Consider the following 14,748-nt stretch of genomic DNA (forward strand, 5'->3'; position numbering starts at 1 on the left):
GCCGCCTCCTTGCCGCGCCATTTCGGCCCCGGCCCGCATCGTCCGCGCCGCCCCGCCAGCGCGCCCGAAGCGGCTACGCTCGCGCCGCCGCCCAAGCCCGCCACGGGCGGCATCGACGAGTAAGGAACCACCATGCCTCTCCTCCAGTTCGACAAGATCGACAAGCGCGCCGTGCTCGACGCGCTGCGCAAGATGTTCCTCGGCTTCGACCGCCCGCTCGCGCTCACCGTGTTCCTGCTGCTGTGCGTGGGCATCGTCACGCTGTACAGCGCGAGCCTGGACGTGCCGGGCCGCGTCGAAGATCAATTGCGCAACATCATGCTCACCTTCGTGCTGATGTGGGGTCTCGCCAATGTGCCGCCCAACACGCTGATGCGCTTCGCGGTGCCGATCTACTCCTTCGGTATCGCGTTACTGATTGCGGTCGCGGCGTTCGGCCTGACGCGCAAGGGCGCGAAGCGCTGGATCAACGTCGGCGTGGTGATCCAGCCGTCGGAAATTCTCAAGATCGCCACGCCGTTGATGCTGGCCTGGTATTACCAGCGCCGCGAAGGCGTGATGCGCTGGTACGACTTCCTGGTGGGCTTCATCATCCTGCTCGTGCCGGTTGGCCTGATCGCCAAGCAGCCCGATCTGGGCACCGCCGTGCTGGTGTTCGCCTCGGGCTTCTTCGTGATCTATTTCGCGGGCCTGTCGTTCAAGCTGATCGTGCCGGTGCTGATTGCGGGCATCATCGCGGTGGCTTCGATTGCCGCGTTCCAGGACAAGATCTGCCAGCCGCAGGTGAACTGGCCGCTCATGCACGATTACCAGAAGCACCGTATCTGCACGCTGCTCGATCCCACTTCCGACCCGCTCGGCAAGGGCTTCCACACTATTCAGGCGGTGATTGCGATTGGCTCGGGCGGCCCACTCGGCAAGGGATGGCTCAAGGGCACGCAGTCGCATCTGGAATTCATCCCCGAAAAGCACACCGACTTCATCTTCGCGGTGTTCTCGGAGGAATTCGGCATGGCGGGCGGCATCGTGCTGCTCACGCTCTATATGTGTCTGATCGCGCGCGGGCTGTATATCGCGGCCAACGGCGCGACGCTATTTGGACGATTACTGGCCGGATCATTGACGATGGCGTTCTTCACCTACGCGTTCGTGAACATCGGCATGGTGAGCGGGATTCTGCCCGTGGTGGGCGTGCCGCTGCCCTTCATGAGCTACGGCGGCACGGCGCTGACGACGCTGGGCATCGCCATCGGCCTGATCATGAGCGTCGGGCGGCAGAAGCGGCTGATGCAGAGCTGATGGCGTGTAGCGCCTGAATCTTGCGTAGAAAACAAAACGCGCCGGTTTCGACCGGCGCGTTTGCATTTGGGCAGTCCGAAACAGCGAATTACTGCGGCTGCGCCGGTGCGTTCTTCATCAGTTGCGCGCTCAACTGCTGGAACTTCAGGCGCGCGACCGGATCCCCCTGCGCCGCCGCTGCGGCGTAGTAGGCGCGCGCGACGTTGAGGTTCTTCGGCACGCCGTCGCCGCCGCGTTCGTAGAACGAGCCGGTCACATATTGCGCGGTCATGTCGCCGCCCTCGGCAGCCTTTTTGTACCAGTAGAACGCCTGCTTGTTGTCGCGCCCGGTGCCGCGTCCGTCGAGAAACTGGTTCGCCAGCGCCAGCTCCGCCTGCACGTGGCCCTGCTTCGCGGCCTTGAGGAACCACTGATGCGCCTCGACCGGATTGCGGTCGACAAAGTCACCATCGTCGAACATCTTGCCGTACACGTACTGCGCATGCGACATGTTGGCGTCGGCGGCCTTGTGCAGCCATTTGCGGCCCTCGCTCACGTCGGCGGCTCCGCCTTCGCCGTTGAGCAGCATCATCGCGTAGTTGAATTGCGCGAGACGGTTGCCGTGCGCCGCCGCGCTCTGGAATTCCGTGCGCGCAACCGCGAGATTGCCGGCGTTGTAGTCGGCCACGGCGTTGGCCGTTTGCGGATCGGACTCTGCGCTCACCGAGGGCTGACCGCCCGTGCCTGCCGCATTGGCCATGCTCACCGCACCGCTGAAGGCCGCCAGCGCCATCGTTACTGCAAACGCCACACCTACTGCTTTCGACCGCTTCATGCCCGTGCCTCCTGCAGCGCCTGACGCGTGGCGCGCACCAGCCAGACCACGTCGGCGGCCAGCGCGATAAAGGAAAAGCCCATTTCGCGATACTGCTTCGCCTGCGCGGCGTCCATCGCGAAGATGCCCGACGCCACCCCCGCTGCGCGCGCCGCCGCGACGACGCGCGTCATCGCGGCGCTCACGTCGGCGTGCTTCGCATCGCCCAGATGACCGAGGCTCGCGGCCAGATCGGCCGGGCCGACGAACAGGCAATCGACGCCCGGCACCGCAGCGATTTTTTCGACTTCGGCCAGCGCCGCCGCCGATTCGATCTGCACGATCGAGGCGATCTGCGCGTTCGCGCTTTGCAGGTAGTCGCGCCGCATGCCGTAAGCCGCCGCGCGCACCGCGCCCGCCACGCCGCGCTGGCCATGCGGCGACTTCGCATCGGGATATTGGGTGTAGCTCACCACGCGGGCGGCTTCCTCGGCGCTTGCCACGTTGGGGAACATCACCGTGCGCACGCCCGCGTCGAGCACGCGCTTGACCAGCCACGGCTCGTTGGCCGGCACGCGCACCACGGGTTCGGTCGGCAGATGCGCCGCCGCGATGGCGCGCAGCTGCGCGAAGATATCGCCGCTATCGTTGGGCGCGTGCTCCATGTCGATCAGCAGCCAGTCGAAACCGGCATGCGCGAGCGCCTCGGCGGCGGTTTCGCTGCCCATCGACAGCCACAGGCCGAACAAGGGCTCGGCCAGCTGGAGGCGTTCCTTGAGGGGATTGGTGAAGGTGCTCATCGTCGTGCTCCCGGCGAGGCAGCGCAACGCGCGTCGCGCGGGCCCAGGCGGCCCGGCAGCGCCACGGCCGGCATGTCTCGCTTTCGTTATGCGTCGTTGTATGTGGGCCGCGCCGGTAGCGGCAGGCCCTTGCGAAAGCGATCATACCGCGCCAAAAGTACGCAGGCCGGGTGGAAAACCCGGCCTTGCGCGGCGCGTCAGGCGTGGTACGGCGACAGCCCGGCGAGCGGCCATGCCGCCGCCGTGAGGCACATCGGCGCGTTAGTCGCGGATGACTTCGGCCCAGCAGTTCGGCGTTTCGTACAGGCGCACCTTGTGCAGTTGCAGATTCACGCCGTAGTGCGCGTCATAGACGTTCGCGAGGATCTCGAACGCGATGGCGGCAAGGTTTTCCACCGTCGGGATGCGATCGATCACGACGGTCTTGTGGCCCGGCAGCGTTTCGAGGAAACCGCGCACCTGCGTGTCGCCTTCGAAGACGAGGAAGGCGTGATCCCACAGATCGACGAGATGCTGGTTCGCGAGCGCTTTCACGTCGGCGAAATCCATCACCATGCCGCGATCGGGCGCGCCTTCGGTTTCGACGGTATCGCCTTGCAGCGTGATTTCGAGCACGTAGCGATGGCCGTGCAGGTTCCTGCACTGGCTGCGGTGGTCGGGAATGCGGTGGCCCGCATCGAATTCGAGTTTTCGGGTGATCGTCAGCACGGCTGCTTCAGCGGAAAAAGACAAAATCAGGGAATGTTCAGGTACTTGTGCGTCTGCATCGACAGGCGCCATTGCGGATGACGCTTGCACCAGTCGATCGCAAGCTTCGTGTTCAGGTCGCGCGAGGGACCGTCCATCGGCTGAACGAGGTAATACTCGAAGTCGAGCTTCGCGTAGTCGGCCAGACGCTGGTTGTCCTGCGGCACCACGACCTTGAGTTCGTTGCCTTTGGTCACCACGAGCGGCGCGTCGGCCTTCGGGCTCACGCAGATCCAGTCGATGGTTTCCAGCACCGGCAGCGAACCGTTGGTTTCGATGGCGATTTCGAAGCCCGCCGCGTGCAGCGCATCCACGAACGGCTGGTCGATCTGCAGCATCGGCTCGCCGCCCGTGCAGACCACGAAGCGGTTGCCCTCGCCTTCCGGCCAGAGCGACGCAATCATCGCGACCAGTTCTTCAGGCGTGCGGAACTTGCCGCCATTCTCGCCATCGGTGCCGACGAAGTCGGTGTCGCAGAAACGGCACTGCGCGCTCTCGCGGTCTTCCTCGCGGCCCGACCACAGATTGCAGCCGGCGAACCGGCAGAATACGGCCGGACGCCCGGCGTTCGCGCCTTCGCCCTGCAACGTGTAGAAGATTTCCTTTACCGCGTAAGTCATGCTGCTGCCTGGTTTGATACCTGTGTTGCCTGATCGTGATTCAACTTGGGATCACGAGGCGTCGACGGGAAGGCTCGTGGGGAGCCGGTGCTTGCGGGCGTTATTGTGTCGTGTTTGCGGCGAGTCTGCCTGGAGACCGCATTTTTACCGCTTGATCGCCGCGTCACTGTCGCTCGATCGTCGCGAAGGGCGCTGCCCGTGCGCCACTTCGCTTGTGCTTCATTTGTGCTGCGTTTGTGCGTCGTCCGTCACTACGTTGCGGCGTTGCCGGCAGCTCAAGCGCCCTCAGACCGGCGCTTCCGTGACCTGCTCGCCCGCCAGGTAAGCCTCGTAGCCGCGCTTGCGCAGCTTGCAGGCCGGGCATTCGCCACAGCCAAAGCCCCAGGCGTGCAGTTCGGCGCGCTCGCCCACGTAGCAGGTATGCGTTTCCACGCGCACCAGTTCGACCAGGGCCTCGCCGCCCAGTTGCTCGGCGAGTCGCCATGTGTCGCCCTTGTCGAGCCACATCAGCGGCGTTTCCAGCACGAAGCGCGTGTCCATGCCCAGATTCAGCGCGACCTGCAGCGCCTTCATGGTGTCGTCGCGGCAATCGGGGTAGCCCGAAAAATCGGTCTCGCACATGCCGCCCACCAGCACGCGCAGGCCGCGACGATACGCGATGGCCGCCGCGATCTGCATGAACATCAGGTTGCGGCCCGGCACGAAGGTGTTCGGCAGGCCGCTTGCGGCCGTTTCGATCTCGATTTCGCGCGTCATGGCGGTGTCGCTGATCGAACCGAGCACCGACAGATCGATCATGTGATCTTCGCCGAGACGTTCGGCCCAATCGGGAAACTCGCGTGCGATGGCGGCGCGAAAGCCCTCACGGCACTCCAGTTCGACGCGATGGCGCTGGCCGTAATCGAAGCCGAGCGTTTCGACCGTGTCGTATTGGTCGAGTGCCCATGCGAGGCACGTCGCCGAGTCCTGGCCGCCGGAAAACAGCACGAGCGCGCCGTTCCTGGTTTCTGTTCGAGTCACCGTGAAACTCCGAGTTGAGAGGTTCCGCGCGGTCGCGAGCCTTCGAAACCCGCCGGGCGGACCGGCCCGGGCTGTCGCCGGCCGGCCCAAGCAGTATAGGCCGCAGCCCTGGCGACGATATCGGCGCCACTTTATACCGCTGATATCCGGCGGTTACCGGTTAGAAACCGGGGACCGCCAATGAAAAAGCCCCAGGAATCTTGCGATCTCCTGGGGCTCTCTACAAATTCTGGTGGCCTGGGTCGGAATCGAACCAACGACACGCGGATTTTCAATCCGCTGCTCTACCAACTGAGCTACCGGGCCAACGAAGAAGGGAAAGTATAGGGGCTTTATTCATGTTGTGCAAGCCCTTTCTCAAAACTTTTCGAAAAGGCTCGCCCACAACGTCTCACTCGCCCTTGCTCTTGCCGAGATCGACGCCCAGCTGCTTGAGCTTGCGATACAGGTGCGTGCGCTCAAGGCCGGTCTTTTCCGCCACGCGCGTCATGCTGCCGTTCTCGCGCGCGAGGTGATATTCGAAGTAGGCGCGCTCGAATGCGTCGCGGGCATCGCGCAGGGGAATGTCGAACGAGATCGAAGCCGTCTGCGCCGCATTCACGCCCGGCGAGTCGCCGCCCAGCACCGGCAGCGCCGCCGCCGAAGCCACCACCGCCGGGCCGCCCGCCGCGGGCTTGGCGCCAGGCGCGCCCGCAGCCGGCGCCTGCGCCGCTGTACCGCGTGCGAGGCCCTGCTCGACCGCCTTGAGCAGCTTTTGCAGCGCGATCGGTTTTTCGAGGAAGTTGAGCGCGCCGATCTTGGTCGCCTCGACCGCCGTGTCGATCGTCGCATGCCCCGACATCATGATGACGGGCATCGACAACTGACCTTGCGCCGCCCACTCCTTGAGGAGCGTGACGCCATCGGTATCCGGCATCCAGATATCGAGCAGCACCAGGTCCGGCACCTGACGCTGACGGAATTCACGCGCCTGCTGCGCGTCCTCCGCGAGCTCCACGACGTGTCCTTCGTCGCTGAGGATCTCCGAGAGCAATTCCCGGATGCCCATTTCATCGTCTACCACCAGGATGGTTGCCATTTACGCTGCCCTTGTCTGCACTGTTGCTTTTGTTCCTTGCCCCGCCGCCCGCGCACGGCCCTCGCCCGGTTTGCCGCTGGTGACGGCATCCGGGGCGGTGTCGTCCGCCAGCTGGAGAAAGAGAATCGAGATCTGCGCGCCTTCTATCACATCGCCCGCCTTCATGCGATTGCGAATGTCGATGCGCGCGCCGTGCTCGTCGACGATCTTCTTGACCATCGCAAGCCCGAGTCCTGTTCCTTTGGCCTTGGTCGTCACATAGGGTTCAAACGCGCGCGTGAGAATTCGCGCAGGAAAACCCGGCCCGTTGTCCGAGACCGTGAGACGCACCGCGACACGCGTGCGGCCGTCCGCGTCCGGATCGCCGTATTCTACGGCCCGCGTCTCCAGCGTCACGCGAGGCGTCGCGGTGTCGCCCACCGCGTCCTGCGCGTTCTGCAGCAGGTTGTGGATCACCTGACGCAATTGCGTGGCGTCGCCGCGTATCACGGGCAGATTCGACAGCTCGACCTTGATCGTGCTCTTGTGTTCTTCCGCGCCGTAGAGCGTGAGCACTTCGCTCACCAGATCGTTCAGTTGCAGGCTCGCCAGCACCGCCGGCGGCGTGCGCGCGTAGTCGCGGAAGTTGTCGACCATCTGCTTCATCGCCGCGACCTGATTGACGATGGTGGTCGCGCCGCGCTTGAGCACTTCGGCGTCGGCGGGTGCGAGTTTGTCGGTGAGCTTCATCTGCAGGCGTTCGGCCGACAGTTGAATCGGCGTGAGCGGATTCTTGATCTCATGCGCGAGACGCCGCGCGACTTCGCCCCACGCAACCGAACGCTGCGCCGAGATCACGTCCGAAATATCGTCAAACACCACCACGTAGCCCGACGTCTGCATGTCGCCGGCGTCGCGGCCCGTGTCCGAGACGAGGCGCGCGCCGCGCACGAGCAGCGTGAGCGGATCGGTTTCGCCCGCAACGGGCACCGAAAACTGCTGTTGCCAGTGGCCGCGATCGACGTCGTTGCCTTCGCCGTGGCTGCGCGAGGCTTCCTGATCGGCGAAGGCTTTACGCACCATCGCCGCGAAGTCGCCCAAGGCGGCCACATGATCGATCGGCAGACCGAGCTGCGTCTCGAACGGATGACGGAAGATGCGTTCCGCGCCGGGGTTCGCCGTGGTCAGGCGGAACTGCCGGTCGAACACGAACACGCCCGCCGTGAGATTGGCGAGGATGCTTTCGAGATACGCCTTCGAATGCTCCAGCGCGACTCGGTTCTTCTCGACCGCAAGACGCGCTTCGGAAAGCTGGCGCGTCATTGCGTTGAAGGACTGCGTGAGGAAGCCCAGTTCGTCGCGCGACTTGATTTCGCGTTTAGGCGTGTAGTCGCCCTCGGTCACTTCCTTGGTGCCCTGCGCGAGCAGGAACAGCGGCCGCGCGAGCTGATTGCCGAGCGCGAGCGCCAGCATCATCGCCACGAAGGTCGCGAGGAACAGCGCCAATGTGAGCGTGCCGATGTACATCTTGCGCAGGCCCGTGCGGCCCAGCGCCTTTTCCTGGTATTCGCGATAGGCGCGCTGCACGGCGTCCGCGTTGCGCGCGAGCGCGGCGGGCACGGGCTGCTCCAGTTGCAGGAAGCGCTCGGCGGGTTGCAGGTCGGTGGTGTTGCCATCGGGAATGCGTGTCACCACGCGCAGCCGCAGCGCGCCCTTTGGACCGTGCAGACGCGGGTCGCCATCGACCTCGCCTTCGATCGCGGCATAGCCGCGTCCGCGCGCCTGATCGATCATCAACTGACTCGGCAGATCGGCCGGCATCAGCGACGAGAAGTTGCTCGAAGCCTGCGCCACCACATGCATGTCCGGCGCTGCGCCCGACATGCTGCGCACCGGCTCGACGATGGTGGCGTCCTGCACGCCGAACTGGTCGCGCGCACGCAAAAGCGTGAGCGTCGTGCCCGCCGAATCGCCATTGGCGATCTGCTCGGCCATCAGGCGGCCCTTGGTCTGCAGATCGGACAGCGAAGCATCGAGCATGCCGCGCCCGAGATTGAGGCCCGCCGTGAGCGCGGTTTCCACGTTCACGTCAAACCACGATTCGATCGAGCGCGACACGAACTGGTACGACACGATGTAGATGATGCCGCCCGGCACCACGCCCACCAGCGCGAAGAAAAACGCCAGTTTGGCGAGTAATCGCGTGCCGAACTTGCCGCGCCGCAAGCGCACCGCGATCACGATCACGAGCGCCGTCACCACCGACAAAAAGATGATGGCGACGCCGATATTGGCCGCGTAGAGCCAGCCGTAATAGCGGTCGAAGAATTCGGTGTTGGCGCTCGCGGCGGCGAGCAGCACGAGGAGCAGCGTCGCGGTGAGCGCGACGGTCGACACCAGCAGCCTGACGACGAAGCTGCTGAAGCTGCCTCCGGTGGCGCGGCGCACTTTATTTAGCACGATCGGTCACCGTGAAGCTGAAGCGCTTCCAGTCGGAAGCAAGGTTCCAGTCGCGGTTGTTGACCGCGTCGATCTGGAAAGGCTTGGGCATGAGCGCCACGTCGAGTTGCATGCGCACCGACGCCGTATAGGTCTCGCCCGGATGCACCTGATTGCGCTCGATCACGTGCCAGGACGTGACGTGCTTGATGACGGCGAGCGCGTCCGAGAGCGTCGAAAAGCCGAGCTGCAGGCCACCGCTCGATACGCGGTACTCGCGCGTGAGCGGCTGGAACGACAGGCGAATGCTTTGCGACACGCTCACGGGCTGTTCGTCGAACCAGTACCAGCGCGGGCGCGTGAGTTCGAAATCAGTGGTGAAGTAGAGCGGGATGCCCTTGTTGACCGCGTCTTCCAGGCTGCTGTTGAGCTCGAAATCGAAGCGGGCGTCGAGGCTCCAGCCGGTGCCGTCGGCCTGCAGCGAGGCGCGCTGCACCGAGATCGAATCGGCGCGCGCAGGCGTGACGGCAAACATGCCGAAGGCCAGCGCGAGCCAGATCAGAGCCGCGAAGCGCAGCGGGAAGAAGCGTTTGATGGTCACCGTTTCTGAAAGCGCGCGTAGAAGAAACCGTCGTGATCTGCGGTGCGATCGGGAACGGGGCTGGCCTGAGTGCCGACGGAGCTAGCCGCATCGGCATCACGCCCGGCAGGCAGCAGTTGCCCCGGAGCGTCCAATCGTACCGCATCCGCGTGGGTGCTTTCAAACCAGCGCGCCTGGTTCTCGCCTTCCTCGGGGAAGATCGAGCAGGTCACGTAGAGCAGTTCGCCGCCCGGTTTGAGCAGGCCCCACAGCGCATCGACGATGCGGCGCTGCTCCTGCGCGAGCGCCGCGATATCGCTTGCGCGCCGCAGCCAGCGAATATCGGGATGGCGGCGCACGATGCCCGATGCCGAGCACGGCACGTCCGCGAGAATGCGGTCGAACAGCTGGCCGTCGAACCAGGCGTCGGGCACACCCGCATCGCCGATCACGACGCGTGCACCCTTCGTTTCTTCATCGCCTTGCGCGAAACCCAGACGCACGAAGTTTTCGCCGATGCGCGCCGCGCGCGCGGCGTCGCTTTCCAGCGCAATCAGGTCGATGTCGGCAAGTTCGAGCAGATGGCCGCTCTTGCCGCCAGGCGCGGCGCACGCATCGAGCACGCGCATGCCGTCGCGCACGTCGAGCGCCGGTGCGGCCAGTTGCGCGCCCGCGTCCTGCACGGACACGTCGCCCGCCATGAAGCCGGGAATGCGATCGACCGGCAGCGGCGCGGCGAGGCGCACGGCATGGTCGCCGATCTGCGTTGCCGCGATGTTTTCGTCAGCGAGGCGCTTGAGGTAATCGGCGGTATTCGTGCGGCGCGCGTTCACGCGCAGCGTGAGCGGACCGTGCGTGTTGCCCGCTTCGAGAATCGTCTGCCACTGGTCGGGCCACGCGCGGCGGATCGCGTCGATCCACCATTGCGGATAGTTCCAGCGCGCGACTTCATCGGCTTGCGCTGCCGCCAGTGCGCTTTCGCGCTCGCGCAGGAAGCCGCGCAGCACGGCGTTCACGAGGCCCTTTGCGAAAGCGGCTTCGCGGCGCGCGCCAATCGCGCGCACGGCCTGATCGACCACGGTGAAGGGCGTGTAGGCGGCGTGCGCTTCGTCGTCGACGAGCAGCGCCAGCGCGCACGCGAGCAGGTTCAGCACGGGCGGTGGCGGCGCCTTGCTCACGCGCTGCTTGATGAGGTAATCCACGATGCCCAGCCGCCGCATCGTGCGATAGGCGATGTCCTGTACCGCGCCACGCGCCGTCGATGCGACTTCGGCAGGCAAGGCCGCAAAGGCGCCCGAAAGCGCCGCCGGCAACGCCGCACCCGCGCGCACCGCGGTGACGGCCTGGGCCGCCTGGTCGAGCGCGAAGCCGAGCGAGTCGGGGGCCAGATGCACGGACGTGCCGGCCTTCGGCGAACCCGGACGCGCACCGCGATGTTGGGAGCGCGATGAACCGGAACCGGACGGACGGCGGGAAGAACTGGATGTCATGGAGAAACCGGAAAGCGGGCCGCACCGAAGCACGGCGAATGATGCATAAGCGGGAACACAAGCGAGCCATTGTAGCGTGGCGCGGGCGCAACGCCGCTCAGTCGCCGTCACGCAAAAGCGGCAACGCGTTTTGCGCGCGCAAAGAAAAAGGGCAGACCGTGGTCTGCCCTTTTCATCATGATCGACGTAAGCCTTAATCGAAGCGGCCCGTGCGCGCCATTTCCATCAGACGCGCGATGCGTTCTTCCGTTGCCGGGTGCGTCGAGAACAGATTGGCGATCGCGCCGCCCGCCAGCGGATTCATGATCATCATCTGCGCCGTGGCCGGATGCTGCTCGGCGGCCGAGAACGGAATGCCCTGCGCGTAGCGATGAATCTTGTCGAGCGCCGAAGCCAGCGCCTGCGGATCGCCCGAAATCTGCGCGCCGCCGCGATCGGCTTCGAATTCGCGCGCACGCGAAATCGCCATCTGGATCAGCGCGCCCGCGATCGGCGCGAGCAGCGCCACGGCGATGCCCGCGATGGGGTTGGCGGGACGGCCGTTTTCATCGCGGCCGCCAAAGAACATCGCGAAGTTGGCGATCGCCGAAATCGCGCCGGCCATGGTCGCCGAAATCGTCGAGATCAGGATGTCGCGGTGCTTCACGTGCGCCAGTTCGTGCGCCATCACCCCGCGCATTTCGCGCTCGGAGAGCACGCGCAGGATGCCGGTGGTCGCGGCCACCGCGGCGTGTTCGGGATTGCGGCCGGTGGCGAACGCGTTAGGTGCGTCTTCGTTGATCAGGTAGACGCGCGGCATCGGGATGTTCGCGCGCGTGGCCAGTTCGCGGACCATGCGGTAGAACTGCGGCGCGGTGGTCTCGTCCACTTCCTGCGCGTTGTACATGCGCAGGACCATCTTGTCCGAGAACCAGTACGAAAAGAAGTTCATGCCAAGCGCGATCAGGAGCGCCAGCATCATGCCGCTGCGCCCGCCGACCATGCCGCCGATGGCGATGAAAAGGGCCGTAATCGCGGCCATCAACATCGCGGTTTTGACCCAGTTGAACATGTTCTGTGCTCCTTCACCCATCAAATATCGAATCGGTCGTCGAATTGCTCGCCGCGCGGGTCATGTCCCGGCGACGGCGAGCGCATTGTAAGCGATTTGTTAGATATGGACGGTTCGGAAAAATTCAATCTCAGCGCACGGTCGTCGCGAGACGTACGCCTAAGCCCACGAACGCCGAACCGACGGTGCGGTCGAGCCACTTCTTGACGCCCGGCTTGCCCGAAAAGCGCGCGGTAACGCTGCCCGCGATCCACGCGATAAAGCTGTTCCACGCCGTGCTCATCAGCACGAACACCGCGCCGAGCGCGAGAAACGCCAGAATCTTGTGCGAACTCGTCACGGTGACGAACTGCGGGAAGAACGATACGAAGAACAGTACGACTTTCGGGTTCAGCACGTTGGTCCAGAAGCCCGAGAGGAACAACTGGCGCAGCGGACGCGGCTGAACGCTCGTCGCAGCCGGTTTGGCTTCGGCGGCGGCATCGCTTTGCTTCGCGAAAATCAGCCGCACGCCCAGATAGACGAGATAGCACGCGCCCACCAGCTTGATGACGGTGAACGCGGTGGCCGACGCCGCCAGCAGCGCGGTCAATCCAAACGCGCAGGCAAGCGCATGCACGCAGCATCCCGCCGAAATACCGAGCGCCGACACCAGCCCCGCGCTGCGACCCTGCGCGACGCTGCGGCCGACGATATAGGCCGTGTCCGGGCCCGGCGTGACGTTCAGCAGCAGGACCGCGACCAGGAAGAAGCCGAAATGGGTGATGCCGAGCATGGCGTTCTCTCTTATGCCGCGGGGGCGTCGTTGAGCGCGAAACGCTGCCCGGCCGCAAGCGGCATCCCGGCGAGGAATTCGCGCGCGGGCAGGCGCTTGCCGCCCGGCTTTTGCAGCTGCGTGAAGCGCAGTGCGCCCTCGCCGCATGCGACCACCACGCCAGCGGGCGAGACGTCGAGAATCTGGCCCGGCTCGCTGCCTGCGGGCACCGTCACGTCCTGCGCGACTTCGGCGGCCCACAGCTTGATGAGCGCGCCGTCCAGCGTGGCCGCGCCGCCCGGGAACGGATCGAAGGCGCGCACCTGGCGCGCCAGCGCTTCGGCGGAACGACGGAAATCGAGCGCCGCTTCCTGCTTGCCGATTTTTTCCGCGTAGGTCACGCCTTCGGAAGGCTGCGGCGTAATCGGCAGCTGGCCGGTGCGTTCGAGTTGCGTGAGCCAGTCCACCACCAGCTGCGCGCCGAGCGTCGCGAGGCGATCGTGCAGCGTCGCGGTCGTATCGGTGGGCGTGATGGGCGTGCGCACTTCGGAAATCATCGGGCCGGTGTCGAGACCCGCGTCCATCTGCATCAGCGTGATGCCGGTTTCCGCATCGCCGGCTTCGATCGCCCGGTGGATCGGCGCGGCGCCGCGCCAGCGCGGCAGGATCGACGCATGGATGTTGATGCAGCCGGACGGCGCAATGTCGAGCACTTCCTGCGGCAGGATCAGCCCGTAAGCGGCGACCACCATGACGTCGTGCGGCGTGGCGTTGAGCAGGTCGAGCGCGGCCGTGGCCTCTTCCGGATACTTGCCCGCGCGGCGCAGCGAAGTGGGCTGCGCGACGGGGATGCCATGCTCTTCGGCGTAGCGTTTGACGGGGCTCGCCTGGAGCTTCATCCCGCGTCCGGCAGGACGGTCGGGCTGGGTCAGCACGAGCGGCACGGGAAAGCCCGCCTCGTGGATCGCGGCAAGCGCGGCGGCGGCAAATTCCGGCGTACCGGCAAAAATCACGCGAAGGGAATGGCTCATGGGCACGGGCAAATCAAAACGAACAAGGAAAAGGCGTGGCGCGCGAACTTACATCGCACGTTCGAGCTTCTTCATCTTGCTCTTGATGCGCGTCTGCTTCAGCGACGACAGATATTCGACGAACACCTTGCCCATCAGGTGATCCATTTCGTGCTGGATGCACACGGCGAGCAGGCCTTCGCAATCGACTTCGTAGCTTTCGCCCTTCTCATTGAGGGCGCGCACGCGCACTTTTTCCGCGCGCTCGACTTCGTCGTAGATGCCGGGAACCGAGAGGCAACCCTCTTCGTGAATCTCGCGCTCGTCGCTCGACCAGATGATTTCCGGGTTGATGAAGACCTGGAGTTCGTCGTGCGCATCGGACACGTCGATCACCACGACGCGCTCGTGCACGTCAACCTGGGTCGCCGCGAGGCCGACGCCGGGCGCTGCGTACATGGTTTCGGCCATGTCGGCGACGAGCTTGCGGATGCGGTCGTTGACGACCTCGACCGGCTTGGCGACCTTGTGCAGGCGCTTGTCCGGGTAATGAAGAATGTTCAGTAGAGCCATGTTCGACAGGTTTCTCGTTAGGCGCCGCGGGGCGTGCGCCAGGGCGGTGTTGCGTTAGCCGTTCGGCCAACTGGTGGGCCGCACGCGGAAAACAGAAGATATGCGGACGATATACGGACAAATCGACCGGAATCAACGCGCCGCGGGCCACGTTGTGCACACTCGCGCACATTCGGCGGCGGGGCGAAAGCGCCGCCACGCGGCCTTCCGGCGCCATGCCGGGGGCCCGCCGTGACGATGCGTCACGGCGTCGCAAATGTATTTCGGATAGTGAAAATTTTAACACGACGGGCCAGGCTTCGCCCGCAGACCAGAGTTCCGCCGATGCTTGCTGCAATACGTGCCCCATTACCGCTTACTACCGACGAACTCAGCGCCTGGGTGCGCCTCGCGCACGCGCGCGGCCTGAGGCCCGCTGCACTGCGCGCCCTGCTTGGCGCATTCGGCCTGCCGCTGCGGGTGCTGGCGCAGCCTTTCGACGCACTTGCCGCGGTTGCGGGCGGTGAAGCCGCGCG

14 protein-coding genes, 1 tRNA gene and 1 pseudogene are annotated in these 14,748 nt (G+C 65.2%); 2 read left to right on the forward strand and 14 right to left on the reverse strand.

The features are described 5' to 3' along the window. The first annotated feature begins 132 nt into the window (after positions 1–132). A complete protein-coding gene (gene rodA / locus F3J17_RS35555) occupies positions 133–1,299 on the forward strand; it encodes a rod shape-determining protein RodA (protein WP_167070466.1) in 1,167 nt (388 codons plus the stop codon). Positions 1,300–1,387: 88 nt separating this feature from the next. Here rodA and F3J17_RS35560 read toward each other — a convergent pair whose 3' ends face one another. From F3J17_RS35560 to def, 14 genes are all read right to left on the reverse strand, one after another. Further along, positions 1,388–2,038: a tetratricopeptide repeat protein gene (locus F3J17_RS35560; protein ID WP_240161274.1), complete on the reverse strand. Its 651-nt coding sequence runs from the start codon at positions 2,036–2,038 to the stop codon at positions 1,388–1,390. A 71-nt stretch (positions 2,039–2,109) separates the two neighbouring features. Beyond that, positions 2,110–2,892, reverse strand: coding sequence for an aldolase/citrate lyase family protein (locus tag F3J17_RS35565; protein WP_167070470.1), 783 nt, complete (start codon positions 2,890–2,892; stop codon positions 2,110–2,112). 261 nt (positions 2,893–3,153) lie between these two features. Beyond that, positions 3,154–3,597 (reverse strand): 6-carboxytetrahydropterin synthase QueD, encoded by a 444-nt coding sequence (gene queD, locus F3J17_RS35570; protein WP_027815874.1) that lies wholly within the window; start codon positions 3,595–3,597, stop codon positions 3,154–3,156. Positions 3,598–3,626: 29 nt separating this feature from the next. Further along, positions 3,627–4,259: a 7-carboxy-7-deazaguanine synthase gene (gene queE, locus F3J17_RS35575; protein WP_167070472.1), complete on the reverse strand. Its 633-nt coding sequence runs from the start codon at positions 4,257–4,259 to the stop codon at positions 3,627–3,629. Between the two features lie 285 nt (positions 4,260–4,544). Then, positions 4,545–5,279, reverse strand: coding sequence for a 7-cyano-7-deazaguanine synthase QueC (gene queC / locus F3J17_RS35580; protein ID WP_167070474.1), 735 nt, complete (start codon positions 5,277–5,279; stop codon positions 4,545–4,547). A 230-nt stretch (positions 5,280–5,509) separates the two neighbouring features. After that, positions 5,510–5,585: transfer RNA gene (locus tag F3J17_RS35585), tRNA-Phe, on the reverse strand. Between the two features lie 85 nt (positions 5,586–5,670). Further along, positions 5,671–6,357, reverse strand: a complete 687-nt coding sequence (gene esaR / locus F3J17_RS35590) for a response regulator transcription factor EsaR (RefSeq protein ID WP_167070476.1) — start codon at positions 6,355–6,357, stop codon at positions 5,671–5,673. Continuing rightward, the gene (locus tag F3J17_RS35595) at positions 6,358–8,796 is read right to left on the reverse strand and encodes a PAS domain-containing sensor histidine kinase (RefSeq protein ID WP_167070478.1); all 2,439 of its coding nucleotides are present in this window, start codon (positions 8,794–8,796) and stop codon (positions 6,358–6,360) included. Then, the gene (locus F3J17_RS35600) at positions 8,786–9,376 is read right to left on the reverse strand and encodes a DUF4390 domain-containing protein (protein ID WP_167070480.1); all 591 of its coding nucleotides are present in this window, start codon (positions 9,374–9,376) and stop codon (positions 8,786–8,788) included. Before F3J17_RS35600 ends, F3J17_RS35595 begins: the two co-directional genes overlap by 11 nt. Next, positions 9,373–10,845: a 16S rRNA (cytosine(967)-C(5))-methyltransferase RsmB gene (rsmB, locus tag F3J17_RS35605; RefSeq protein WP_167070482.1), complete on the reverse strand. Its 1,473-nt coding sequence runs from the start codon at positions 10,843–10,845 to the stop codon at positions 9,373–9,375. Before rsmB ends, F3J17_RS35600 begins: the two co-directional genes overlap by 4 nt. Before the next feature lie 193 nt (positions 10,846–11,038). After that, a complete protein-coding gene (htpX, locus tag F3J17_RS35610) occupies positions 11,039–11,896 on the reverse strand; it encodes a zinc metalloprotease HtpX (protein ID WP_167070484.1) in 858 nt (285 codons plus the stop codon). A gap of 130 nt (positions 11,897–12,026) precedes the next feature. Next, entirely contained in the window at positions 12,027–12,671 is a 645-nt protein-coding gene (locus tag F3J17_RS35615) for a LysE family translocator (RefSeq protein WP_167070486.1), read from the reverse strand. 11 nt (positions 12,672–12,682) lie between these two features. Beyond that, complete coding sequence (gene fmt / locus F3J17_RS35620; RefSeq protein WP_167070488.1) at positions 12,683–13,681, reverse strand: methionyl-tRNA formyltransferase; 999 nt, start codon at positions 13,679–13,681, stop codon at positions 12,683–12,685. Between the two features lie 48 nt (positions 13,682–13,729). After that, positions 13,730–14,233 carry a peptide deformylase gene (def, locus tag F3J17_RS35625; protein ID WP_167070490.1) on the reverse strand — a complete coding sequence of 168 codons (504 nt, stop codon included), beginning with the start codon at positions 14,231–14,233 and terminating at the stop codon, positions 13,730–13,732. 324 nt (positions 14,234–14,557) lie between these two features. Here def and F3J17_RS35630 point away from each other — a divergent pair. Next, positions 14,558–14,748: pseudogene (locus tag F3J17_RS35630) on the forward strand (hypothetical protein); the annotation flags it as partial.

It is taken from the genome of Burkholderia sp. Ax-1719, from assembly GCF_011753055.1.
Lineage (GTDB): Bacteria > Pseudomonadota > Gammaproteobacteria > Burkholderiales > Burkholderiaceae > Paraburkholderia.

Coding starts and splice junctions, on each gene's coding strand:
- rodA (WP_167070466.1), top strand. CDS start 133: ATGCCTCTCCTCCAGTTCGACAAGATCGACAAGCGCGCCGTGCTCGAC.
- F3J17_RS35560 (WP_240161274.1), bottom strand. CDS start 2,038: ATGGCCAATGCGGCAGGCACGGGCGGTCAGCCCTCGGTGAGCGCAGAG.
- F3J17_RS35565 (WP_167070470.1), bottom strand. CDS start 2,892: ATGAGCACCTTCACCAATCCCCTCAAGGAACGCCTCCAGCTGGCCGAG.
- queE (WP_167070472.1), bottom strand. CDS start 4,259: ATGACTTACGCGGTAAAGGAAATCTTCTACACGTTGCAGGGCGAAGGC.
- esaR (WP_167070476.1), bottom strand. CDS start 6,357: ATGGCAACCATCCTGGTGGTAGACGATGAAATGGGCATCCGGGAATTG.
- rsmB (WP_167070482.1), bottom strand. CDS start 10,845: ATGACATCCAGTTCTTCCCGCCGTCCGTCCGGTTCCGGTTCATCGCGC.
- htpX (WP_167070484.1), bottom strand. CDS start 11,896: ATGTTCAACTGGGTCAAAACCGCGATGTTGATGGCCGCGATTACGGCC.
- F3J17_RS35615 (WP_167070486.1), bottom strand. CDS start 12,671: ATGCTCGGCATCACCCATTTCGGCTTCTTCCTGGTCGCGGTCCTGCTG.
- fmt (WP_167070488.1), bottom strand. CDS start 13,681: ATGAGCCATTCCCTTCGCGTGATTTTTGCCGGTACGCCGGAATTTGCC.
- def (WP_167070490.1), bottom strand. CDS start 14,233: ATGGCTCTACTGAACATTCTTCATTACCCGGACAAGCGCCTGCACAAG.